The organism is Pseudomonas sp. KB-10, from assembly GCF_018221585.1.
GTDB lineage: Bacteria > Pseudomonadota > Gammaproteobacteria > Pseudomonadales > Pseudomonadaceae > Aquipseudomonas > Aquipseudomonas yangonensis.
This window is the reverse complement of sequence record NZ_QYYB01000002.1, coordinates 583,621-606,900: the sequence shown is the minus strand read 5'-3', so window position 1 is coordinate 606,900 and position 23,280 is coordinate 583,621. Positions and strand designations below refer to the sequence as shown.

22 protein-coding genes are annotated in these 23,280 nt (G+C 64.8%); 11 read left to right on the top strand and 11 right to left on the bottom strand.

Features of this window, described 5'->3' with window-relative positions; all coding sequences use genetic code 11:
* Positions 1-101: 101 nt before the first annotated feature.
* The gene (locus tag DXK50_RS07785; RefSeq protein WP_212629901.1) at positions 102-776 is read right to left on the bottom strand and encodes a DUF1028 domain-containing protein; all 675 of its coding nucleotides are present in this window, start codon (positions 774-776) and stop codon (positions 102-104) included.
* Between the two features lie 138 nt (positions 777-914).
* Here DXK50_RS07785 and dsdA point away from each other — a divergent pair, with 138 nt between their 5' ends.
* Positions 915-2,273, top strand: a complete 1,359-nt coding sequence (gene dsdA / locus DXK50_RS07780) for a D-serine ammonia-lyase (RefSeq protein ID WP_212629900.1) — start codon at positions 915-917, stop codon at positions 2,271-2,273.
* Between the two features lie 364 nt (positions 2,274-2,637).
* On the opposite strand, the gene DXK50_RS07775 is transcribed toward dsdA, so the two are convergent.
* Entirely contained in the window at positions 2,638-4,161 is a 1,524-nt protein-coding gene (locus DXK50_RS07775; RefSeq protein WP_024309079.1) for a fumarate hydratase, read from the bottom strand.
* A gap of 289 nt (positions 4,162-4,450) precedes the next feature.
* Here DXK50_RS07775 and DXK50_RS07770 point away from each other — a divergent pair, with 289 nt between their 5' ends.
* Genes DXK50_RS07770 through DXK50_RS07760 form a run of 3 tightly spaced genes read left to right on the top strand, consistent with a single transcriptional unit; the run spans position 4,451 to position 7,340 of the window.
* Positions 4,451-5,578 carry a GGDEF domain-containing protein gene (locus DXK50_RS07770; protein ID WP_212629899.1) on the top strand — a complete coding sequence of 376 codons (1,128 nt, stop codon included), beginning with the start codon at positions 4,451-4,453 and terminating at the stop codon, positions 5,576-5,578.
* On the top strand, positions 5,571-6,509 hold the full coding sequence (locus tag DXK50_RS07765) for an iron-sulfur-binding ferredoxin reductase (RefSeq protein ID WP_212629898.1): 939 nt from the start codon (positions 5,571-5,573) through the stop codon (positions 6,507-6,509). The genes DXK50_RS07770 and DXK50_RS07765 overlap by 8 nt, the downstream gene beginning before the upstream one ends.
* Before the next feature lie 57 nt (positions 6,510-6,566).
* The gene (locus DXK50_RS07760) at positions 6,567-7,340 is read left to right on the top strand and encodes an enoyl-CoA hydratase (RefSeq protein WP_212629897.1); all 774 of its coding nucleotides are present in this window, start codon (positions 6,567-6,569) and stop codon (positions 7,338-7,340) included.
* A 63-nt stretch (positions 7,341-7,403) separates the two neighbouring features.
* On the opposite strand, the gene pyk is transcribed toward DXK50_RS07760, so the two are convergent.
* The 3 genes from pyk to DXK50_RS07745 form a co-directional block, all read right to left on the bottom strand.
* Positions 7,404-8,855 (bottom strand): pyruvate kinase, encoded by a 1,452-nt coding sequence (gene pyk / locus DXK50_RS07755; protein WP_161865134.1) that lies wholly within the window; start codon positions 8,853-8,855, stop codon positions 7,404-7,406.
* Between the two features lie 71 nt (positions 8,856-8,926).
* The gene (locus tag DXK50_RS07750) at positions 8,927-9,835 is read right to left on the bottom strand and encodes a universal stress protein (RefSeq protein WP_212629896.1); all 909 of its coding nucleotides are present in this window, start codon (positions 9,833-9,835) and stop codon (positions 8,927-8,929) included.
* Between the two features lie 69 nt (positions 9,836-9,904).
* On the bottom strand, positions 9,905-10,711 hold the full coding sequence (locus DXK50_RS07745) for a tetratricopeptide repeat protein (RefSeq protein ID WP_212629895.1): 807 nt from the start codon (positions 10,709-10,711) through the stop codon (positions 9,905-9,907).
* A 151-nt stretch (positions 10,712-10,862) separates the two neighbouring features.
* Here DXK50_RS07745 and DXK50_RS07740 point away from each other — a divergent pair, with 151 nt between their 5' ends.
* The 3 genes from DXK50_RS07740 to DXK50_RS07730 all read left to right on the top strand — a co-directional run bounded on the left by DXK50_RS07740 (position 10,863) and on the right by DXK50_RS07730 (position 12,150).
* Positions 10,863-11,237, top strand: a complete 375-nt coding sequence (locus DXK50_RS07740) for a tetratricopeptide repeat protein (protein WP_212629894.1) — start codon at positions 10,863-10,865, stop codon at positions 11,235-11,237.
* A 74-nt stretch (positions 11,238-11,311) separates the two neighbouring features.
* Complete coding sequence (locus DXK50_RS07735) at positions 11,312-11,734, top strand: DUF4124 domain-containing protein (protein ID WP_212629893.1); 423 nt, start codon at positions 11,312-11,314, stop codon at positions 11,732-11,734.
* Between the two features lie 59 nt (positions 11,735-11,793).
* A complete protein-coding gene (locus DXK50_RS07730) occupies positions 11,794-12,150 on the top strand; it encodes a PilZ domain-containing protein (protein WP_017362687.1) in 357 nt (118 codons plus the stop codon).
* Positions 12,151-12,166: 16 nt separating this feature from the next.
* On the opposite strand, the gene DXK50_RS07725 is transcribed toward DXK50_RS07730, so the two are convergent.
* A complete protein-coding gene (locus tag DXK50_RS07725) occupies positions 12,167-12,970 on the bottom strand; it encodes a SirB1 family protein (RefSeq protein ID WP_212629892.1) in 804 nt (267 codons plus the stop codon).
* 100 nt (positions 12,971-13,070) lie between these two features.
* Between DXK50_RS07725 and DXK50_RS07720 the strand changes: the two genes are divergently transcribed.
* A complete protein-coding gene (locus DXK50_RS07720) occupies positions 13,071-14,093 on the top strand; it encodes a Leu/Phe/Val dehydrogenase (protein WP_212629891.1) in 1,023 nt (340 codons plus the stop codon).
* Here DXK50_RS07720 and DXK50_RS07715 read toward each other — a convergent pair.
* Together DXK50_RS07715 and DXK50_RS07710 are read right to left on the bottom strand one after the other, a co-directional pair.
* Entirely contained in the window at positions 14,090-14,965 is an 876-nt protein-coding gene (locus tag DXK50_RS07715; RefSeq protein WP_212629890.1) for a DMT family transporter, read from the bottom strand. The two genes, DXK50_RS07720 and DXK50_RS07715, sit on opposite strands and share 4 nt — an antisense overlap.
* A gap of 284 nt (positions 14,966-15,249) precedes the next feature.
* On the bottom strand, positions 15,250-15,654 hold the full coding sequence (locus DXK50_RS07710; RefSeq protein ID WP_161865127.1) for a DUF488 domain-containing protein: 405 nt from the start codon (positions 15,652-15,654) through the stop codon (positions 15,250-15,252).
* Positions 15,655-15,736: 82 nt separating this feature from the next.
* Between DXK50_RS07710 and DXK50_RS07705 the strand changes: the two genes are divergently transcribed.
* The gene (locus DXK50_RS07705) at positions 15,737-15,979 is read left to right on the top strand and encodes a hypothetical protein (RefSeq protein ID WP_161865126.1); all 243 of its coding nucleotides are present in this window, start codon (positions 15,737-15,739) and stop codon (positions 15,977-15,979) included.
* A gap of 39 nt (positions 15,980-16,018) precedes the next feature.
* On the opposite strand, the gene DXK50_RS07700 is transcribed toward DXK50_RS07705, so the two are convergent.
* Positions 16,019-16,282, bottom strand: coding sequence for a YebG family protein (locus tag DXK50_RS07700; RefSeq protein ID WP_013716633.1), 264 nt, complete (start codon positions 16,280-16,282; stop codon positions 16,019-16,021).
* A 261-nt stretch (positions 16,283-16,543) separates the two neighbouring features.
* Here DXK50_RS07700 and DXK50_RS07695 point away from each other — a divergent pair, with 261 nt between their 5' ends.
* Positions 16,544-17,038: a phosphate-starvation-inducible protein PsiE gene (locus DXK50_RS07695; protein WP_024309068.1), complete on the top strand. Its 495-nt coding sequence runs from the start codon at positions 16,544-16,546 to the stop codon at positions 17,036-17,038.
* Between the two features lie 15 nt (positions 17,039-17,053).
* Here DXK50_RS07695 and DXK50_RS07690 read toward each other — a convergent pair whose 3' ends face one another.
* Together DXK50_RS07690 and DXK50_RS07685 are read right to left on the bottom strand one after the other, a co-directional pair.
* Positions 17,054-19,684 carry a DEAD/DEAH box helicase gene (locus DXK50_RS07690; RefSeq protein ID WP_212629889.1) on the bottom strand — a complete coding sequence of 877 codons (2,631 nt, stop codon included), beginning with the start codon at positions 19,682-19,684 and terminating at the stop codon, positions 17,054-17,056.
* Between the two features lie 146 nt (positions 19,685-19,830).
* Positions 19,831-20,703 (bottom strand): helix-turn-helix domain-containing protein, encoded by an 873-nt coding sequence (locus DXK50_RS07685; protein ID WP_161865124.1) that lies wholly within the window; start codon positions 20,701-20,703, stop codon positions 19,831-19,833.
* A 219-nt stretch (positions 20,704-20,922) separates the two neighbouring features.
* Here DXK50_RS07685 and bglX point away from each other — a divergent pair, with 219 nt between their 5' ends.
* Positions 20,923-23,217, top strand: coding sequence for a beta-glucosidase BglX (bglX, locus tag DXK50_RS07680; protein WP_212629888.1), 2,295 nt, complete (start codon positions 20,923-20,925; stop codon positions 23,215-23,217).
* Positions 23,218-23,280 lie beyond the last annotated feature (63 nt).

The window sequence follows — 23,280 nt, the reverse complement described above, 5'->3', positions numbered from 1 at the left end:
AGAAGATTGACGTTTGGAGTTGTCACTTGGCGTTGCCAGCGTATCGGTCCGCTCGGTGGCGACTGTGGTGCTGTCGTCCGCTATTTATCGGCGGCGTTGCCTTAGACGGCGTCTTCCGCCGCCTTGCCTGCCGGGTTGTCACGGGTCGGCATGGCAAGAATTTCGGGCAGCACTTCACGGGCGAATACGTCATGCAGGCGGCGCAGCTCGGCCACTGGATCGAGATGGTGGTCGACGCGGATGTCCCACAGTGGGTACTCCTCCCGATCGACCACGTAGATCACTGCCGAGGATTCGCCATGGCGGTCGCCACCGCACTGGTCACCGGCCGCCAGCGCCTCGATCAGACGCTCGATCAGCGGGCGTTCTTGCGCCTGGCGAAAGGCCTCGGCTACCGCTTCGAGCACCTGTGGGCCGACCAGGCGATTGCCCTGTACGGAGAACTGCTCGCCGTTCAGCGAACCGGCCCAGGGAATGCATTTCTCGCCTGTCCAGCAGACCGAATCGCCCTGGGCGTCGATCAGCGCGCACTGGCGCAGTTCCATGCAGGGATCGGTGTCCTTGAGTCGCTCCAGCGCATCCTGCGCCGAATGCCCCTGGCGCAGCAGCGCAAGACCGTCCAGGCCCAGATAGGGATTGACCTGCGCCTGGGTCGCCACCGCGCCGACGCCGGCCGCCGCGTGGCTGAGCAGCTTGCCCACGGCGGGCATGGCGGTGGCCGCGGCGACACCGAACTGACCGCTGCGCGGGCAACGGGCGATGATGGAAAAGGTCATGGCGACTCCTGGACGATTTTCAGCTTAGGCCATCACCAGGCCGGTATCGTTCCGCTTGGCTGGCCGCTGCTGCCTTTGCCAGATCAGCCCGGGCGTCGTCTAATGCGTACTGTTCACTGCCTGTTATGAGGGATGCGCATGATTCTTGGCCAGTCGCTCGCGCAATGGCGCGCGGAGTTTCCGCTGCTCGACGAGCTGATCGCCCTGCGCGAAACCAGCTGGTTCAACCCCGCCGTGGCGCCTGCTGCCGAAGCACTGGCCGATGTCGGTTTGAGCGCTGCCGATGTGGCCGACGCCCGCGCGCGTCTCGAGCGCTTCGCGCCCTACCTGGCCCGGGCGTTCCCGCAGACGGTGGCCAGCGGCGGCATTATCGAGTCGGATATTCTGCCCTTGCCGCAGATGCAGGCGCTGCTGCGTGAAGAGGCCGAAGAAGAAATCGGCGCGCTGTGGCTCAAGCGCGACAGCCATCTGCCCATCTCCGGTTCGATCAAGGCCCGTGGCGGCATCTACGAGGTACTCAAGCATGCCGAAGACCTGGCACTGGCGGCCGGTCTGCTCAGGCTCGATGACGATTACGCCTGCCTCGACAGCGATGCGATGCGCGCCTTCTTCGCTGGCTATCAGGTGGCGGTCGGTTCTACCGGCAACCTCGGCCTGTCCATCGGCATCATCAGTGCACGTCTGGGATTTCAGGCCACGGTGCATATGTCCGCCGATGCCCGTCAGTGGAAGAAGGACAAGCTGCGCGCCCATGGCGTGACCGTGGTCGAGTACGCCAGTGACTACAGCGTTGCCGTGGAGCAGGGACGCCGCCAGGCCGAGGCCGATCCGCGCTGCCACTTCGTCGATGACGAGAACTCCAGGCACCTGTTTCTCGGCTACGCGGTGGCTGGCGAACGCCTCAGGCAGCAACTCGCGGCGGCCGATGTCGTGGTCGATGCCGAGCATCCGCTGTTCGTCTACCTGCCCTGTGGCGTCGGTGGCGGGCCGGGCGGCGTGGCCTTCGGCCTGAAGCTGGCGTTCGGCGATGCGGTGCACTGCCTGTTCGCCGAACCCACGCATTCGCCGTGCATGCTGCTCGGCGTGCATACCGGCCGACATGAAGAACTGGCGGTGCAGGATTTCGGCATCGACAACCGCACCGCGGCCGATGGCCTGGCGGTAGGGCGGCCATCGGGTTTCGTCGGCCGCGCCATGCAGCGGCTGATCGACGGCTATTACACGGTCAGCGACGAGCAGCTGTTCCGCTACCTGGCGTTGCTGCAGCAGACCGAGGGTCAGCGCCTGGAGCCTTCGGCCCTGGCCGGACTGACGGGTGTGTTGCGTGTGCTGGGCGAGCAGCAGGGTTACCGCAAGCGCCTGGGCCTGACGCCGCAGCGTATGGCGCAGGCGACGCATCTGGTCTGGGCAACGGGCGGCAGCATGGTGCCGCAGGCTGAAATGGACAGCTACCTGGCGCGAGGGCGGCAACTGTTGCAGGGTTCGGGCGTAGATTGACGCATACCTGTAGGGGCCCCGCCCTCGGGCGAAGCTTCTCCGTCGCGTGCCCGGGCCAATTCGCCGCGGGGCGCGGTTCCTACTCATGAGTGATAAGAGGGCGCCTGAAAACGTAGAAGCCCGGCACTTGGCCGTAACGCTGTTCACTTAAGGCTGTACACGTTTGACTCCCCTCTCCCATTTATGGGAGAGGGGCTGGGAGAGGGCTGAAAACATCGCAAAACTGCCTGTTTTCTCCTCTCCCTAACCCTCTCCTCAAAGGGGGGGAGGGGGCTGATCGTGTCCGACCATTTCTTATGTGAACAGCATTACGGCACTTGGCCGGGCTTCTCCTTGCAGCTTGAAGCTGGTCGCTTGCAGCTGCTTACTTCACTTCCACCGCCAGGCTTTCGGCGATCTTCTTGTTCCAGATCGCAGGGCCGGTGATGTGCACCGACTCGCCCTTGGTGTCGACCGCGACGGTCACCGGCATGTCTTTGACTTCGAACTCGTAGATGGCTTCCATACCGAGTTCTTCGAAGGCCAGCACCTTGGACTTCTTGATCGCCTGGGCCACCAGGTAGGCGGCGCCGCCGACTGCCATCAGGTACACGGCCTTGTTGTCCTTGATCGCGTCGATGGCGATCGGGCCGCGCTCGGACTTGCCGATCATGCCCAGCAGACCGGTCTGCTCGAGGATCTGACGGGTGAACTTGTCCATACGGGTGGCGGTAGTCGGGCCAGCCGGGCCAACCACTTCGTCACCGACCGGATCGACCGGGCCGACGTAGTAGATGAAGCGGCCCTTGAGATCGACGGGCAGCTGCTCGCCCTTGTTCAGCATGTCGACCATGCGCTTGTGCGCGGCGTCGCGGCCGGTGAGCATCTTGCCGTTGAGCAGCACGGTCTCGCCCGGCTTCCAGCTCTGTACCTCTTCCGGGGTCAGGGTGTCGAGGTTGACGCGGCGCGCGCTCGGGCCGGCTTCCCAGACGATTTCCGGGTAGGCATCCAGATCTGGTGCCTCCAGTACGGCCGGGCCAGAGCCGTCGAGCACGAAGTGGGCGTGGCGGGTGGCGGCGCAGTTGGGGATCATGCACACCGGCAGGCTTGCTGCGTGGGTCGGGTAGTCCATGATCTTCACGTCGAGCACGGTGGTCAGGCCGCCCAGGCCTTGGGCGCCGATGCCCAGCTGGTTGACCTTCTCGAACAGCTCCAGACGCAGCTCCTCGATGCGGTTCTGCGGGCCGCGGGCCTGCAGCTCGTGGATGTCGATGTGCTCCATCAGCACTTCCTTGGCCATCACCGCGGCCTTCTCGGCGGTGCCGCCGATGCCGATGCCGAGCATGCCCGGCGGGCACCAGCCGGCGCCCATGGTCGGCACGGTCTTCAGCACCCAGTCGACGATGGAGTCGGACGGGTTGAGCATGGCCATCTTCGACTTGTTCTCGGAGCCGCCGCCCTTGGCCGCGACGTCCACTTCCACCTTGTCACCGGGGACGATGGAGTAGTGGATCACTGCCGGGGTGTTGTCCTTGGTGTTCTTGCGGGCACCTGCCGGGTCGGCCAGGATCGAGGCGCGCAGGACGTTCTCGGGCAGGTTGTAGGCGCGGCGCACGCCCTCGTTGATCATGTCGTCGACGCTCATGGTGGCGCCGTCCCAGCGCACGTCCATACCAACCTTGATGAACACGGTGACGATGCCGGTATCCTGGCAGATCGGGCGGTGGCCGGTGGCACACATGCGCGAGTTGATCAGGATCTGCGCCATGGAGTCCTTGGCGGCTGGCGACTCCTCCTTCAGGTAGGCCTCGTGCATCGCCTGGATGAAGTCGACGGGGTGGTAATAGGAGATGAACTGCAGTGCGTCGGCAACGCTCTGAATCAGGTCGTCCTGCTTGATCACGGTCATTGGGGCGCTCCTCTATCAGGGAACATCTACAAGGAAGCGCCGGACAACGACCCGGCGCAACGGCGAAAAACGGTCGAGAGCGATTTTTCACGTCGCCCGCGACGGTCTGCTTAGGTGGCCGCCACACAGGGCAGCAACAAAAAAGGCGCGGCAGTATACCGCGGCGGTCGTATAGGGCACAGTCGCTTAAGGTCGATGATGTTAGCCGGGTGGGCGGTGATCGGCTCGCTAGGCAATCTGTGATCACAGGGGTAGAGTAACGGCCAGATGCCAGTATGGGATGGAGCCCATGAGCTCAACCACTCGTCGGGGCACGCAGCGCAGCCTGCAAAGCCTTCTGCTCAAACGCTTCGCCATGGCCTTCGCTACCTACGCGATGATGGCGCTCGTCTGCTGGTTCGCTGTATTCAATGGTCTGTTTCTCGGCTCCATCAGCACGGCCGCCTGGTTGACCCTCGGCGTGTTCGGCAGTCAGCTGGTGTTTCTCTGGCTGTTTCTTTCCGGGCGCAACCTGCGCTACGAAGACCCCAGCCTGACCCAGGCGCAGGTGCTGGTCGCGCTGGCCTGGCAGCCGCCGTTGCTGGCGCTGTTCGACAGCGCACGCGGCGTGATGATGGTCTTCTACGTGCTGATCCTGCTGTTCGGCGTGTTCCAGTTGCCGCCCCGGGTGTTCGCGCGGTGCGCTGCCTTCGCCTTTTTCGGGTTTACTGCGATGGTGCTGGTGGAGGCCTATCGCATGCAGCTGGTGGACCCGAGCATGGCCTGGTTGCAGGTGTGGGTGCTGTTCATTCTGCTGGTCTGGCTGTGCCTGTTCTCCAGCTACGTGCAGGCCATGCGTAAACGCATGCGTCAGCGTCGGTTCGCCTTGCAGGCGCATCAGGACACCCTGCGCGGGATGATGCGTCAGCTCGAGGAACTGGTCGCCACCGACGAGCTGACCGGGCTGTTCAATCGCCGGCATTTCCTGCGTCTGGCCAGTCGTGAGCTGGAGCATCTCGGGCATGGGCGGCAACACGGCCTGGCGCTGATCGACCTGGACCATTTCAAGCGAATCAACGATGCTCATGGTCATGCCGCTGGCGACCGGGTGCTGCAGACCTTCGCCGCGGTGGCCCGAGCCTGTCTGCGTGACGGCGACATCATTGCCCGCTACGGCGGTGAGGAGTTCGTCCTGCTACTGCCCAATACCGATGCCGATCAGTTCACCGCCTGCTGCGAGCGACTGCGCGAGGCGTTCGCCAGCGCCGAGCCGGTGGGGATGAAAATCGACAGCCTCAGTCTGTCCGCCGGCATGACGCTGCTGTTCGCTGGCGATGACCTCGACGAAGCCCTGCAACGCGCGGATCAGGCGCTCTATCAGGCCAAGCGCGGCGGGCGCAATCGTTGCGATGCCAGCTGGGAGCGCGCGGGTGCCTGAGCTGCGTGTGGGCGCCCGACAGCTGCAGGTGGCCCAGCAAACCAACTTGCTCGATGCGCTGCTCGGCGGCGGTGTGGCCGTGCCCTACAGCTGCCGGGCTGGCAGTTGCCACGCCTGTCTGGTGCGTTGCGTGGACGGCGAGCCGCTGGATCTGCAACCCGAGGCGCTGGCTAACGACAAGCGCGCCGAGGGCTGGCGTCTGGCTTGCCAGTGCCAGGTGGTCGGTGATCTGCAGGTCGAACCCTTCGATCCACAGCGCGATGGCCTGGCCGCGCGAGTGGTTGCCCTTGATTGGCCCAGTCCGCAGGTCCTGCGTCTGCGCCTGCAGCCGGAGCGGCCACTGCGCTATCGCCCCGGTCAGCATGTGTTGCTGTGGAGCGAAGAGGGAGTCGCCCGGCCCTATTCGCTGGCCAGCGTGCCGGGCGAAGACGACTGGCTGGAGTTTCATATCGATTGCCGCAAGCCCGGGGCGTTCTGTGATGCAGCGCGGCGCCTGCAGCCGGGCGATGGGCTGCGCCTGGGCGAGTTGCGCGGTGGTGCGCTGCATTACGATGCCGACTGGCAGTCGCGTCCGCTCTGGCTGCTCGCCGCAGGTACCGGGCTGGCGCCCTTGTACGGGGTGCTGCGCGAGGCATTGCGCCAGGAACATCAGGGGGCCATTCGTCTGCTGCACGTGGCGCATGACGCGGCCGAGCACTATCTGGCCGACGAACTGCAGGCGCTGGCAGCGCAGCACGGCAAGCTGCAGGTGGAGCTGGTGACGGCGGCGCAGTTGCCGGCTGCTTTGGCCGAACTGCGCCTTGTTTCACGGCAGACCCTCGCCTTACTCTGCGGCCATCCGGAGACGGTCGACGGCTTCGCGCGGCGCCTCTACATGGCAGGTTTGCCGCGCAGTCAGATGCTCGCCGACGTCTTTCTCACCCGCGCGTAGGCTGCACCTGACCGCTCTTGCTGCCAGGCTGGCCCGCACCTTGGCCTGGAGCCTTGCATGAGCGAACACCTGCATATCCAACGCGACGGCGGTCTGTTGACCCTGCGCATGCATCGCCCGGACAAGAAGAATGCGCTGACCCGCGCCATGTACGCCGGCATGGCCGAGGTGCTGGACGAGGCCGAGCGCGATACGAGTGTGCGCGTGGTGCTGCTGACCGGTGGCGAGGACTGCTTCACCAGCGGCAACGATGTCGCCGACTTCATCCAGGCGCCGCCGAACGGGCTGAACAGTGAAGTATTCCAGTTCATGCGCGCGCTGTTCGACTTCAGCAAGCCGGTGGTCGCCGCTGTGGCCGGCCCGGCGGTGGGCATCGGTACCACCCTGTTGCTGCATTGCGACCTGGTCTATGTCGCCCGCGATGCACAGCTGAAGATGCCTTTCGTCAACCTGGGGCTGTGCCCCGAGTACGGTTCAAGCCAGATTTTGCCGCGTTTGCTGGGGCACGCGCGTGCTGCCGAGCTGCTGATGCTAGGCCAGTCATTCACAGGGGAGCAGGCGGCTGCCTGGGGCATCGCCAATCAGGCTCTCGATGATGGTGCGGCGACCTTGAGCAAGGCCCGTGAGATGGCGCAATGCTTTCTCGAACTGGCGCCATCGGCCGTTGCCGACAGCAAACGCCTGATGCGTGCACCGGGACGCGAGGAGTTGCGCAAGGTGATCGAGGAGGAGGGTGCCCTGTTCGGTCAGCGCCTGCGCTCGCCCGAGGCCATCGAGGCGCTGACGGCATTCATGCAGCGCAGAAAGCCGGATTTCTCTCGCTTCGCATAGGCTGCGCCCGCCTCGGAAAACAAAAGGCCGCTCATCGAGCGGCCTTTTGCATTGACAGGTGGATTACACCATTGGATCGCCGACATGGAGGATCTTCATGGTGTTGGTGCCGCCGGTGCCATGGTAGCTGTCGCCCTTGGTCAGGATCACCCAGTCGCCCGGCTCTACCACGCCACGCTTGAGCAACTCGTCCACTGCCGCCTGGCTGACCTTGTTCGCCGGCAGCGAGGCCGGGTCGAACGGCACGGTGTAGACGCCGCGGAACAGGGCCACGCGGGCCTGCGCCTCGCGATGCGGGGTGAAGGCGAAGATCGGGATCGACGAGCGGATGCGCGACATGATCAGCGGGCTGTAGCCACTCTCGGTGAGGCTGATGATGGCCTTGACGCCCGGGAAGTGGTTGGCGGTGTACATGGTCGCCAGGGCAATGCTTTCGTCGCAGCGCTCGAAGGTGCGACCCAGGCGGTGGCTGGACTGCTTGCTGGTCGGGTGCTTCTCGGCGCCCAGGCACACACGCGCCATGGCCTGCACGGCCTCGACCGGGTATTCGCCGGCGGCGCTTTCGGCCGACAGCATCACCGCATCGGTGTAGTCCAGCGCGGCGTTGGCCACGTCGGAGACTTCGGCACGGGTCGGCATCGGGCTGTGGATCATCGACTCCATCATCTGCGTGGCGGTGATCACCGCTTTGTTCAGGCGACGGGCGTGGGCGATGATCTTCTTCTGGATGCCGACCAGCTCGGCATCGCCGATTTCCACGGCCAGGTCGCCACGAGCCACCATCACCGCGTCACTGGCGCGGATCAGGCCATCGAGGGCTTCGTCGTCGGCCACCGCCTCGGCGCGTTCGATCTTGGCCACCAGCCAGGCAGTGCCGCCGGCTTCGGTGAGCAGGCGACGGGCATAGTCCATATCGGCGGCGTCACGCGGGAAGGAGACGGCCAGGTAATCCAGATCCATCTCGGCAGCGACCTTGATGTCGGCCTTGTCCTTGTCGGTCAGCGCCGGTGCGGTCAGACCACCGCCACGGCGGTTGATGCCCTTGTTGTCCGACAGCGGGCCACCGATCACCACGCGGCAGTGCAGTTCATCGGCGCCCTTGAGTTCGACGCGCATGACCACGCGGCCGTCGTCGAGCAGCAGTTCGTCACCGACATCGCAATCCTGAATCAGCGCCGGGTAGTCGATACCGACCACTTCCTGGGTGCCGGCCGTGCGCGAGTGGCTGGAGGAGAGACGGAACAGGTCGCCTTCCTTGAGCTCGATGCGCTTGTTCTCGAACTTGGCGATGCGAATTTTCGGGCCTTGCAGGTCGCCGAGCAGGGCAACGTGGCGGCCGTGCTTGGCGGCCAGCTCGCGGACCAGGGCGGCGCGCGCCTTGTGGTCGTCCGGCGTGCCATGGGAGAAGTTCAGACGGGCCACGTCGAGACCGGCGAGGATCAGTTGCTCCAGCACTTCCGGCGAGCTGCTGGCCGGGCCCAGGGTGGCGACGATTTTGGTGCGGCGAAAGGTCATGCACGAACTCCCTAGTGAACTATGTCAGGGAGGCTACTACGACGTTCAGCTGTAGTCATTGTTCCTGTGCACTACCCTTTGCTGTCCGGTTTGATCACCAGCAGATCGCACTCGACGCGTTCCAGCACCCGCTCCGCGGTGTGGCCGATCAACAGACTGTCGAGATGGCCACGGGCGATGGCGCCCATCACCAGCAGACCGATATTGTGCTCATGCACGAATTTCGGAATGACTTCCTCGGCAAATCCGTCCAGCAGGTGGGCCTGCGCCCGATCAATGGCGTACTGGCCAATCAGCTTGTCGAAGGCCTCGCGGTGCTCGCGGCTGCACTGGTTCACGTAGTCGTCATACGCCTGCGCTACCTCGGCGTCGAACAGTAGCGAACGTGGCAGTGGCGCCTGCGCATGCAGGTACTGGGCATGCAGGCCGAGCGCAGCCTGCAGGGCCTGGCTGGTACTAATCAGCTGATGATCGAGGGCGGCAGGCTTGTCCGCGCTGTGCAGCGGGTCGAGTGCCGCGCACAGACTTTGCCCGCGGGGCTCGGCATCGTGCACCAGCCACAGCGGCACAGGGCAGCGGCGGATCAGTTGCCAGCTGGTATCACTGAACAGGAGGCGGCGTAGCGCATTGCCGGGATGGGTCGACTTGAACAGGATGTCCGGTTGCAGCACGGCAACGCGGGCGAGGATCTCTTCATGTCGGCGCTTGCTCCAGCGCACGTCCACGTCGATTCTGAATCCTTCATCGCTCAGATGGGCGACGCTGGCGCGTAGCTCCTCATTGCTCTGACGCAGGATGGCTTCACGGGCGCGGTTGAGCAACTGGCTGTCCAGCAGGCCGCTTTCCAGGCTCGGGTGGTATTCGATCTTCAGCAGGTGCAACTCGGCACCGACTTGGCGCGCGATGTCGACGGCGCGTTGCAGGGCAGGTTGTTGCTGGTGTTCGGCGTCGATGACGACCAACAGTCGTTGCAGTTTCATGGCAGCGGCCTCGCCAGGTGTCTGTATGGGTATTACAGACCTGGTGGTGGCGCGCGGCATTGATATGGGTCAGCGCTGGCCCGGATTGAGCGCCAGGTCCAGATGACGAGCGGCCTTGGCGCTCAGCTCGCCTTCGGGGAACTGCACCAGCAGGCGGCGCAGATAGGCGATGGCCTTGTCGCGGTTGGCGTTGGGGTTGTCCGGTGCCATGTGCATCAGCGCCAGCTGATACAGCGCCTTTTCCTTGATGTCCGCTGGCACGTGCGGGTCGGCCAGACCCAGCAGGTAAAGCTGCTCGGCTTCCTCGACGCGCCCCTTGAGTACGGCTCGACGTGACAGCAGGGTCATGTCCGGATCCAGGCTGGGTTTGTACAGATCGAGGTTCTGGCTCGGTTGCCAGTTCGCCAGCAGCTCGCGCGAGGTCTGCTGGATCGGCTCGTCAGCTCGCTGGCGGATCGTCGAGATACGCTCCTCGGCGCGGCTGGCGGCCTGGCTGGCAGGAAATTCGTTGAGCACCTTGTAGAAATAGTTGAGTGCCTTGGCATCGTCGCGCTGCTCATTGAAGCGACTCATGTAGATCAGGCCGATCTGATAGAGGGCGATCGCGCGCACCTCGCCGCTCAGTTGGCGGTCGCGATAACCGTCCAGATACAGCGCTTCGGCCTTGGCGCTGTGGGCGTCGCGAATGGCCAGGGCGCTGTAGGTCAGCAGGTCGCCTTCTTCTTCGATGGCGGCGGTCATGCGCTGGGTCTTCAGCGCCTTGTATTCCACTACTTCATTGGTGGTGACCTGGGCGATGAACAGCGGCGTGGTCGGGGCGCAGGCGCTCAGCAGGCTGGCACCGATGACGAGGGTAAGCAGGCGGGCGAGCTGCATGCGGGCTCCTTGGCCGAAACGGGCCGATGCGGCGCAGTCTAGTCAGCACATCGGTCAGCGCCAAGGCGCTGCCGGCAAAACCCATCGGAGGTTTGTCGCTGTTCAGTTTTTCCCTGCGCTGTCGATACACTGCTCACTGGAGGACTTGCCCATGCGTACCCTGATCATTCTGGCCGTGGCCCTGGCTGCCACGGGTTGTACCCGCGTCTCGCTCGACCATCATTTGAACAACGCCTATCGCGCCTACAACGAAGGCGATTGCGCCCAGGTCGCGCTGGAGCTGTCGCAGGCCGAGCGCAAGAGCCGCTCGCGCAGCTACCTGCAGCCGGAGATCTCCCTGTTGCGTGGCCAATGCCTGGAGCGGGAAAGTCTGTTCGTCGATGCGGCGCAGACCTATCAGTTCATCATCACGCGCTACCCGGCCAGTGAGTACGCCTACCGCGCGCGTGCACGTCTGCAGACGCTGGAACAACTGGGCCACCACAGCCCGACACCCGCGGCCAAGGCCAGCCCTGCCGCCCTCTGAGCCTTCGGTCGCCCGGCATTTCCTGGCACCGAGGCACGGTATAAGCTGGCGCATGGCCTTCACGGAGGATGAACATGCGTCACTTATTGCTGATCGCCGCGTTGCTGCCGACGCTGGCGATTGCCGAGATCTATCGCTGGACGGACGAGCAGGGGCGCGTGCATTTCGGTCAGCGTCCCTTCGTAGGGGCGCAAACCGTGCAGGTGAAACCTCAGGTGGTCGAGCGCGACGCCCATACGCGTGAGCGCGAGGCGCGCGCGCAGCGCTTCTACGAGGCAAGGCGCGAGGAGCAGCAGCAGGCAGCGGCCACGGCAGCCGCGCAGCGCGAAGAGCGAGCAGGTGAATGTCGCGAGCTGCGCCGGCGCCTGGAGCAGATGCCGGAGGGCTACCGTTATTACCGTGAGGGCGCCGGCGGTGAACGCATCTACTACAGTGATGAGGAAACAGACACCGCTCGTCGCCAGTTACGTGAGCGGATAGCCCAACGCTGTAATTGAGGGTGGTTTAGTGGCCGCAGTAGGGCCATACTCAAGACCCTTTGTAGCGATATGCCACCATGCGTAGCCAGCGCCGAATCGAACGCCATCAGCTGCCCTACTACCTGAAGGTGTTCAACCGCATCACCGACAAACCGATGGGCTCCATCGGCAATGTCTCTCTGGACGGCCTGATGCTGATCAGTCAGTTGCCGATGCTGGTTGGCGCACGCTTCGACATGCGCCTGAAGATTCCAGGTCAGCATGGCATTCACTTCATTGATTTTTCCGCCAACTGTCAATGGTGCCGTGAAGACGTCAACCCTGGCGTCTACGACTCCGGCTTCGCACTGGTCGCACCACCTGCCGATTACGTCGAGATGATCGACGCCCTGCGTTACTACTTCAGCTTTCACAGCCTGGCGGCTTCGGCCTGATAGTTACCGCTTCGAATCAATGCATCGCCGGAACACGGGCCAGGTTGCGCAGGCGCTCGCTCAGTTTCAGACGCAGGCCGTCCTCGTCACAGAACAGCAGGGCGTGCTCCAGGTCGTAGCGTTCGCCCTGCGGGCAGTCCAGCTGCCGATACACGTCGGCGCGGGCCAGGTGGTCGACCAGGGTCGCCGGGCCGAGTTGCAGGACGCGCTCGGCATCCTTGAGTGCCGCCTCGGGCGCATCGTGCTGCATGTGCAGCATGCGCAGATTGCGTGACAGGCGCCGCAGCATGGCCTGGGCGTCGGCCGTTTGCAGGTGCTCGGCGCTGAGTTCGATGCCCGGGCCCAGTTGGCGAAGCAGCTGATCACGACAGTCGCGGGTGTAGAGGCGGCGCCCGCCGCATGGATCGAGCAGGTGGTCGGCACCCGGTACGCGCAACATGAAATGCCCCGGAAAATTCACCCCTTGCAAGGGAATGTCCAGGCGGCGCGCCATCTCCAGGGCGATCAATGCCAGCGCCAGCGGTTGGCCACGTCGGCGGCGCAGCACTTCATGGAGCAGGGCGTGTTGCGGACGTGTGACACCTTCGTCGTCTTCCTGAAAATCCAGTTCGGCAAGCCGGCGCAACAGCGGCTGCGCCAGTTCGCGCGCGGGCAGGGCGGGGAGTCCGGCGCTGATCTGCAGCAGCAGGCTGTGCAGGTCGTTCAGGACCTGGGCGGGTTGTAGCAGATCATCGTGTTCGGCGGCGATCCACAGCGCCGCCTCGAACAGGGCGGGAGGATCGCGTTGCAGGCACTGCAGGCAGGCTTGGCGTGGGCTCATCGCATTCTCCGCTCATTTCTGCTGTTGTAGTCCGAGACGGAGTCCTCGTCCAGTGGGCTTCTCCTATACTGAGGCCTGAAGTCCGACCGGGAGCGCAGCCATGTTCAGCATGATGCAAGCCGCCCGCCTCGAGGCCCTGCACCTGGCCGAGGATCCGGCCAGCGGCCTCAAGGCCGTTATCGCCATTCACAACACCCGCTTCGGGCCGGCGCTCGGCGGTTGCCGTTACCTGGCCTATGCCGATGAGCAGAGCGCCATTGCCGATGCCATCCGTCTGGCTCAGGGCATGAGCTACAAGGCGGCGCTTGCCGGTATCGACCATGGCGGCGGCAAGGCGGTGATCATCCGGCCTGCGCATGTGCCCAGCCGTGCCGCGCTGTTCGAGGCCTTCGGCCGTTTCATCGAGACGCTCAATGGGCGCTACATCACCGCAGTCGACAGCGGCACGTCCAGCACCGACATGGATTGCATCGCCCAGCACACGCAGCACGCCACCAGTACGACCCAGGAGGGCGATCCCTCGCCGCACACGGCGCTCGGTGTATTCGCGGGTATTCGCGCCACTGCCCAGGCGCGCCTGGGCAGCGACGATCTGGAAGGATTGCGGGTTGCCGTGCAGGGCCTGGGCAACGTCGGTTTCGCCCTGGCCGAAGCACTGCATGCCGCTGGCGCTGAACTGCTGGTCAGCGATCTCGACGCCGGGCGCGTGCAACTGGCGGTCGAACAACTGGGCGCGCATCCGGTCGCCAGCGATGCGTTGCTCGGCACGCCTTGCGACATCCTTGCACCCTGCGGCCTCGGTGGCGTGCTGAACGCGCAGACGGTCGCCCATCTGCGCTGCGCAGCCGTGGCAGGCGCAGCCAACAATCAACTGGCCAGCCCTGACGTCGCCGACCAACTGGAGGCGCGCGGCATTCTTTACGCGCCGGATTACGTGCTCAACGCCGGCGGGCTGATCTACGTGGCGCTGCGTCATCGCGGCGAGGCGCTGCCGGCGATCACCGCGCACCTGACGCAGATCAGCCGACGCCTGACCGAAATCTACGCCCATGCCCAGGCGGAAAAGCGCTCTCCGGCACGCGTCGCCGACTACCTCGCCGAGCGCCTGCTGTACGGCGCCTAGCCGAGGCGTTGCAGGTGAGGGGCGAAGCGAAAGACCAGCGCCAGGCCGATCAGGATTGCGGCCATGCCGAGCAGCGCGCTGGTTGAGAGACGATTGCCCAGCAGCCCGTAATCGAGCAGCGCCGTCGTTACCGGTACCAGATAGAACAGGCTGGTGACATTGACCAGATTGCCGGCCTGAATCAGCCGGTACAACAGCAATTGCGCGCCCACCGAAATCACCAGACCCATCCACAGCAGCGGCACGATCAACCCGACGTCAAAGCGTACCTGCCACTCCTGGCTGGGTAACAGCAGCAGACTACCCAGCAGGCAAAGACCGTACTGCAGCGGCAGGGCGCGCATGGGCGTCTGCCGCAGGTTCTTCTGGGCGATGGTGCCGCCGGTGATGCAGAGCAGGGCTCCAAGAGCCAGCGCCACACCGGACACCGGCATCGAGCTGCCCATCAGGCTGTCTGCGACGACTGTCGCCAGCCCGGCCAGAGCCAGGAGCAAGCCGAGCACACGCAGCAGTGAGGTGCGCCGTTCCAGGAGCATGAGGGTGAGGATGGGTTGTACGCCGAGCACGGTGGCCAGCACGCCGGGCGTGATGCCTTCGGCCAGCGCCAGCATGTAGCAGATGCTGTAGCCGCCGATCATCAGCAGGCCTGCCCTGGCGGTTGCCCAACGCATACCGCGTTCGGGTAGCCAGACTCCTGAATGACTGGCGATCAGTACCAGCGCCGTAAAGGCGAGGGCAAAGCGCAGCAGCAGAAAAGCGAAGGGAGAAGCATGGTCCAGGCCCAGGCGAGCGAAGATCGCACCGCCGGACCAGAGCAGCACGAACAGAGCAGTCGCGCCATAGGTGCGCAGGGAACTCGAATCCAAATGCATGAGGGAACACCTGTCGAAAATCCGCATGAGCTCCGCTGGCGCGCAAGGGCACGCATCGGCAAGACCGATGGAGCGGAGCGAGGAAAAAGCGGGATCAGCCCGCTTGGACGGAGGCCGGCGGTGGAGGCGTGCCGGCGCGACAGGCAGGTGGCGGCGCGCAGCCGTCGGCAGCGGCGCGACAGGCGGCGCTGGCGAAGTCGTTGAGGCAATGCGCGATGAGGGTCATGAAAACAGCTTCGGATATGTCGCAGACGTTCGAAGGCTAGCCTGCCGCTGTCACCTGGTCAATGACCGTCGAACTCGCCCTGGTAGCATACCGGCGAGCTGGGTGAGTCATGGCGCTGCAGTTCCTCTTCGAGAAATTCGGCCAGTACGCGTGCGTTGTTATGCGCTTCGTCGCGCGCGGCGTAGAGCAGCGTCAGCGTGCCCTTCTTGGCCCAGTGCAACAGGCGCTGCCAGTATTCGGGGTGGGCGCACAGTTCGCGGCGGTAGGCCGTACGGAACGCCTCAAAGGCTTCGGCGCGATGGGCGAAGGACTTGCGCAGTTCCCTGGATGGCGCCACGTCGGGTAGCCATTCATCGAGTGCCAGGGCGTCTTTGGACATACCGCGAGGCCACAGGCGATCAACCAGGACGCGTTGACCATCGCCGGCTTCGGCTTTGAGGTAAACCCGCTTGCACTGGATCATGCACCTGCCTCCATCGCCTGCGGCAATGCCGCACTTGGCGACGCCTGCGGGCTCGATTAGCGTGGTGAAAGGAGGATTCACCATGGACTATTTCATCATCGTCGTCACCACTGCGGCCGGCCTGTACTTTCACTGGTGGCTGTTTCGCCGCATTCGTCAGTGGACCGATCGAGACCTTGCGCTGTCCTTCGCCGAAGGCGACGAGCACAAGCGTCAGTACATGCTGGAGCAGTTGGCCCGTGCCCGGCGTGAGGGCATAAAGCGGCGGGACTTACCGGTCTGGCTGGAGCAGGCCGCGGCGCAGTATTCCGTCAGTCGCGCATAGGTCCTGGCCCCGTTGGAGGAACGGGGCCGCGGCTCCCGATCATTCGCTGGCGGTGTCGATTTCCAGCTCGTCGAGCGCATCCGGCTGGCTCTTGAACGCCTTGGCGAAGACATCGCGGTTCTTGGCCATGAAGATACCCAGCTCCTCGCCCTGTTCCTCGCTCAGGGACGGAACCGCCTTGTGCAGGACCTCGCTCAGGCGCTCGGCCAGCTCCAGCATCTTGTCGTAACGGTCGGCTTCGGCCTTATCCATGAACAAGCGCTCCGGATCGCGGCTGCTGCGGTACACCACTTCGACGGCCATTCATCACCTCTTCTGCCTTCATATGTGTCGTTGGATTTAACTGGTTTTTTATACAGTGTCGGCGAGGATAAAGGACTCGCTGCCGTTTGGCCAGTATCGCGTCCGACAGAGGATAGAAGTCTCGGCCGATACCGGCCATTGCGCCTGTGTCTTTCCGTCACATCGCTGCATCATCCTCAAGCTGGTGTTTTTCCTGCATGCTCGTCGGCGGGCATCCATGTCGGATGCCCGGACTTCATGCTTGTTTGGGGAGAGTGAAGGATGAATTGGGCGGAACGTCTGCGTGAGGGCATGCATGGCCTGGCAGAGTCGCTGGGCAATCTGTTGATGGAGGCCTTCCATTACCTGGCGCTGTTCGCCATCGGGGCGATCACGGCGTGGGCAGGGGTGATGACCTTCATCGGCATGCTGGAGAAGGGCCACATCACGGTCGATGACATTCTGCTGCTGTTCATCTACCTGGAATTGGCGGCGATGGTGGGCATCTACTTCAAGACCAACCACATGCCGATCCGCTTCATGATCTATGTGGCGATCACCGCGCTGACCCGCTTGCTGATTTCCGACATCTCCCACACTCACAAGCCGAGCTGGGGCGTGGTGATGGTATCCGGGGCCATCCTGCTGCTGGCGCTGGCGATTCTGGTGGTGCGCTACGCCTCGTCGCGCTTTCCGGCCGTGGCTGGCCCGCACCCCCGCAGCAAGGCGCGCAACCGTGAGGATGCCGAGGCCGAGCGCGACGATACCTCGGATTGAGTCGCCGTCGCGCTGTCAGTCGAGCGGCGCGAACAGCGCCGCCAGATCGTCCTCGTTCAGTTGCCACTGGCCCTGGTTACCGCCGTCGAGCACGCCTCTGGCCAGGCTGGCCTTGGCTTGCTGCAGTTGCTGGATCTTCTCTTCGACGCTGCCGCGGGCGATCAGCTTGTAGACGAACACCGGTTTGTCCTGACCGATGCGGTAGGCGCGGTCGCTGGCCTGGGCTTCGGCGGCCGGGTTCCACCAGGGGTCGAAGTGGATCACGGTGTCGGCGGCGGTCAGGTTGAGGCCGCTGCCGCCGGCCTTGAGGCTGATCAGAAAAACCGGAAACTCCCCGGCCTGGAAGCGCTGCACCGGTGTGCGCCGGTCCTGAGTGCTGCCGGTCAGCTTGGCGTAGGCGATCTTGCGCGTCTGCAGCTCCGCTTCGATCAGTGCCAGCATCGAGGTGAACTGAGAGAACAGCAGCACGCGGCGGCCTTCGTCGACCAGCTCCTGGAGCATGTCCAGCAGGGCGCTGAGCTTGCCCGAGTCGGCGGCGCTCAGCTCGCCGCCGTCCTCGCCGAGCAGGCGCAGGTCGCAGCAGCTCTGGCGCAGGCGTAGCAGCGCTTCGAGGATGACGATATGACTGCGCGCCAGGCCCTGGCGGGCGATCTCGTCGCGTACCTTCTGGTCCATGGCCAGGCGCAGGGTCTCGTAGCGGTCGCGCTGCAGCTGGGTCATCTCGACCCATTGGGTGATCTCGGTCTTCGGCGGCAACTCGCTGGCCACCTGCTCCTTGGTGCGACGCAACAGGAAGGGGCGGATGCGCCCGTTCAGGTGATTGAGGCGCTGAGCGTCGCCACGTTTCTCGATGGGCGTGCGGTAGTCGCGGGTGAAGGCCTTGGCGTCGCCCAGCCAGCCCGGCATGAGGAAATGGAACAGCGACCAGAGTTCGCCCAGGTGATTTTCCAGCGGCGTGCCGGTCAGGCACAGGCGCAGGTCGGCCTGTACCTGAGCAGCAGCTGTGGCCGCCTTGCTGCGTGGATTCTTGATGTTCTGCGCTTCGTCGAGAATCAGCAGGCGATAGCGCTGCTGGTTCAGCGCCTTGAGGTCGCGCGGTAGCAGGGCGTAAGTGGTGAGGATCAGATCGTGCTCGCCGATCTGCTCGAACAGCGCCTTGCGCTTGCTGCCATGCAGGGCCAGCACGCGCAGTTGCGGGGTGAAGCGCGCCGCCTCGTCCTGCCAGTTGGGAATCAGGCTGGTAGGCATGACGATCAGCGCGGGCTTGTCGAGGCGCCCGGCCTGTTTCTCGCAGAGGATGTGCGCCAGGGTCTGCAGGGTCTTGCCCAGGCCCATATCGTCGGCCAGTACGCCGCCGACGCGCAGCTCGGCCAGGGTCTGCATCCAGTTCAGGCCCTGCACCTGATAGGTGCGCAGTTCGGCCTGCAGCCCCTCGGGTGGAGCAATCTCGCGTACTGCCAGGTTCTGCAGGCGCTGGGCGAAACCACGCAGCTCATCGCCACCTTGCCAGCTCAGCTGCGGGCCATGCGCCAGTTCGGCCAGACGTGCAGCGTCGGCGCGGCCCAGGCGCAGCGGCAGGTGGTCTTCGCCGGGATCGCGGAAATACAGCTCGCCGAGGGTGGCCAGCAATGGCTTGAGACGGGCGAAGGGCAGGGCGATGCGTTTGCCGCCCTGGGGCAGGCTGACCAGCAGGCGATCTTCGTCGGCGCGCTGCGCCAGCGCTTCGGGTGCCAGCAGCCAGGGCGTGCGGCGAATGGCCTGGAGCAGGATCGGCAGCAGGCTCAGGCGTTGACCTTCGACCTCGATGCCCAGCTCCAGATCGAACCAGTTCTGCTGTGGGTCTTCCTCGACCTCGGCGTACCAGTCGTCGACCTCGGCGAGGTTGTACTGAAAATCCGGGCGCATATGGATCTGCCAGCCTTCGGCGCGCAGTTGCGGCAGATGCCGCTGGACGAAATCCAGCCAGTCGCGCTCGCGTTCCAGCTCGAACGGCTCACCGGCTTCGGCCGGCAGCGCTTCGCTCTGACGCAGCGCCACCTGCAGGCCGAGGCCTTCCAGACGCTTGCGCAGCGCGGCTTCGGCAGTGCTGTCGCGGATCAGGCGCAGGTTGCTGTGTTCGTCCAGGCGCTTGACCAGATCCTTGGCCGGCTTGCCGAAGACCTTGTGCCCGGCGTAGTCGAAGGCCAGCGCCGCGCGGTGCTGGGTCTGCTCCTGCATGCGCCCCTTGCGTGCGTCGAAATGCACGCGCACCTGGCTGCCCAGGCTGAGGATGGCGGTGGGAGCGATGCCTTCGAGGCGCGTCTCCGCCACTTCCTTGTCCGCCACGATGATGTCCGAGAGATCGCTGCCGGCGCGTTGCTGGGCTTCCAGAGTGAGCAACGCGGCGACCACGTGCTTGCAGTTGAAGCCGACCGGGCAGTTGCAGTGGCCGGTCACGCTCCATTTGCGCCCATAGGGGTGCAGGGTGATGCGCTGCTGATAGGTCTGCCCGGCCGAGCCGCGACAGTTGGCGAGCAGGCTGTTGTCCTTGAGGCTGAGCAGTTTGCTGCGCTTTTCCTCGGCGTAGCCCTGGCCGCGACGCAGGTCACCGGCACCGAACTCCGAGCGCCAGTCTTCCTGGCGTAGCTGGTGGATATCCAGGGGCATCAGCGAAGCCCCGTGGCAACAATGGATGGGCGCATGACTGGGCCGTGGCAATGCAAAGCCGCAGATTTTCGCATAGCTGTGCGGCGATTAGCAGGCGTGGTGCCGAGATTGTCGACGAGTAGGGCGGGGCAAACCGCCTGCGCGAGTTACCGGAACGCCGCGCGGTACTGCCCTGGCGTGGCGCCCAGTGCCTGACGGAAGCGGTTGCTGAAATGGCTGGCGCTGGCGAAACCGCAGGCCAGCGCCACCTCGCTCAGCGAGGGCTGTGGCTGACGCAGCATCCGGCAGGCGCGAGCCAGACGCCGGGCGAGCACGTAGCGATGCGGCGGCAGGCCGAAACTGCTCTGGAACATGCGCGCGAAGTGGTATTCCGACAGCGCGCAAAGCGCGGCCAGCTGGCTCAGTGGCAGTGGCGTCTCCAGGTGCTGCTCAATGAACTCGCGAACACGTCGGCGTTGCAGGGGCGCCAGGCCTCCCTTGAGGCGCAGGCCCTGACGCAGGCCTACCTGGGTGAGCAGGGCGTGATCGAGCAACTGGTGGGCCAGACTGCTGGCCAGCAGGCGTTCGCCCGGCTCCTGCCAGTCTAGGGTACACAGCTGGCGAAAGCGCGCCGCCTGCTCGGCATCTTCGAGAAAGGTCGCTTCCTCCAGTTGCAGGCTGCGCGGCTCGCGGTCGAGCAGGGCGACCGCGCCGAGGGCGAATTGCTCCTGCTCTATATAGAGGTGGGCAAGCTGAATCTCGCCGTTGATGATCCAGGCCGACTGGTGCTCGGCCGGCAGGATGCACAGCTTGTCCGGCGCGCCCTTGTTGCCGGGCTGCTCGCGGCGAAAGGTGCCGGTGCCGCCGCTCAGATAGCAGGACAGCGTGTGATGACTGGGGGCAAGGTAGTCGCGCGCGTCATGGGCATTGCTCCAGCGGGCCACGGCCATGCCGTTGCCCAGTTCGGCCATCGCGTGCAGACGCGCGTTGGGCGAGCGGCTCATGCTCTGGAATACCTGCAGATGTTCGAATTGCGCCATCACCTTCTCCCGAATGCAGCCATGCTACGCCTGCCGGCAGGCAAAACCAGCGTCGGGGAAAAAAATGCGCAAGTTTGCGCAAGTCCGGGGTCTTAATCTCTGGAACGCCTTTGACTGGTGCTTAAGTATTTTTTTGCGCCAACCCGCGGCGCGGCGCGAGGACTCGGAGTATCGTGGCGGCCATTCAAACAATGATTCGCATCCCGGATGCCGCTCCCGATGAAATACCTGCGCCCGTTCGCTCTCGCCGCTGTTCTGATCACCCCCAGCCTGTCGGCTGCCGCTCCGCCCATGGACGACAAAACGGCCTTCATCGCCGACCTGGTGGGGCGCATGACTCTTGAGGAAAAGGTCGGCCAGTTGCGTCTGATCAGCATCGGCGGCGACATGCCACGCGAACGCATCCGCGAGGAGATGGCCGCGGGGCGCATCGGCGCTACCTTCAACTCGGTGGTGCGCCCGGAGAACCGTCCGATGCAGGAGGCCGCGCTGCGCAGTCGCCTGGGTATCCCGGTGTTCTTCGCCTACGACGTCATTCACGGTCATCGCACCACCTTCCCCATCGGCCTGGGGCTGGCGTCCAGCTGGGACATTCCGGCCATCGAGAACAGCGCACGGGTCGCTGCGTTCGAAGCCAGCGCCGATGGCCTGGACATGACTTTCGCGCCGACCGTCGACATTTCCCGCGATCCGCGTTGGGGCCGCACTTCCGAAGGCTTCGGCGAGGATCCTTATCTGGTGTCGCGTATCGCTGCGGCGATGGTGCGTGGTTACCAGGGTGATGACCCCAGCGATCCGCAGCGCATCATGGCCAGCGTCAAGCACTTCGCCCTGTACGGCGCGGTGGAAGGAGGGCGCGACTACAACGTGGTCGACATGAGCCCGATGCGCATGTACCAGGATTATCTGCCGCCTTATCGCGCCGCCATCGATGCCGGTGCCGGCGGGGTAATGGTGGCGCTGAACGCGATCAATGGCGTGCCGGCCTCGGCCAATACCTGGCTGTTGCGCGACCTGTTGCGCCGCGACTGGGGCTTCAAGGGCGTGGCGCTCAGCGACCACGGCGCGATCACCGAACTGCTGCGTCATGGCGTCGCCGCCGATGGCCGCGAGGCGGCGCGCCTGGCCATCAGCGCAGGCGTCGGCATGAGCATGGCCGACACGCTTTACGATGAGGAACTGCCGGCGCTGGTGCGCAGCGGTGCGGTGCCGCAGAGCGTGCTGGATGAAGCCGTCACCCATGTGCTGAACACCAAGTACGACCTTGGCCTGTTCCATGATCCGTTCCGCCGCATCGGCCGCGCCGAGGACGACCCGGCCGATGTCAACGCCGAAAGCCGCCTGCACCGTGCCGATGCGCGGGCCATGGCACGCGACTCGCTGGTGCTGCTGGAAAACCATGGCGATACGCTGCCCCTGAGCAAGAAGACCACCGTCGCCCTGATCGGTCCGCTGGCCGACTCGCCGGTGGACATGCTCGGCAGCTGGTCGGCGGTCGGCGTGGCCGAGCAGGCGGTGACGCTGCGCAAGGGCATGGAAGCGGCGCTCGAAGGGCAGGGCAAACTGCTCTACGCGCTGGGCGCCAACGTTACCGACGATGCCCATGTGATCAATTACCTCAACCAGCTCAACTGGGATCGCCCGGAGGTCGTGCCGGACAAGCGTACGCCCCAGGCGCTGCTGGAGGAGGCCGTGCGCGTGGCTTCCCAGGCCGATGTCATCGTCGCCGCGGTGGGTGAGGCGCGCGGGATGTCCCACGAGTCCTCCAGCCGCACCCGTCTGGATCTGCCTGACAGCCAGCAGGCCCTGCTGCGCGCGCTCAAGGCCACCGGCAAGCCGCTGGTGCTGGTGCTGATGAACGGCCGCCCGCTGGCGCTCGGCTGGGAGAAGGAAAACGCTGACGCGATGCTGGAGGCCTGGTACAGCGGCATCGAGGGCGGCCATGCCATCGCCGATGTGCTGTTCGGTGAGCACAACCCTTCGGGCAAGTTACCGATCACCTTCCCGCGTTCGGTCGGGCAGATTCCCACCTACTACAACCACCTGCGCCTGGGCCGCCCTTATACGCCCGGCACGCCGGGTAACTACACCTCGCAGTATTTCGAGGAGCCCAACGGTCCGCTTTACCCGTTCGGCTATGGTTTGAGCTACAGCGACTTCCAGTTGTCGGCGCCCAGGCTTTCTGCCGAGCGCATGAAGCCGGGCGAGAAGATCCGTGTCAGCGTGACCCTGAAGAACGCAGGGCCGAGGGCTGGGGCGACCGTGGTGCAGCTTTACCTGCATGACGAGGCCGCTTCGGTGATCCGTCCGTTGAAGGAACTCAAGGATTTTCGCAGGGTCAAGCTTGAAGCAGGTGAGGCGCGTGAGCTGAGTTTCGAGATCGACGAAAACATGCTGCGTTTCTATGACGCCAGCCTGCAGCAAGTTAGCGAGCCAGGTGCCTTCCGCGTCCAGCTGGGGCTGGATTCGGAGAGCGTGCAGGAGGCGCGTTTCGAACTGTTGCCACGCCAATGAGGGTGTGGCCCAAGGAGGCGAAAATATACTTTCGCGGGCACCTGTGCCGGACTTCACGATCTG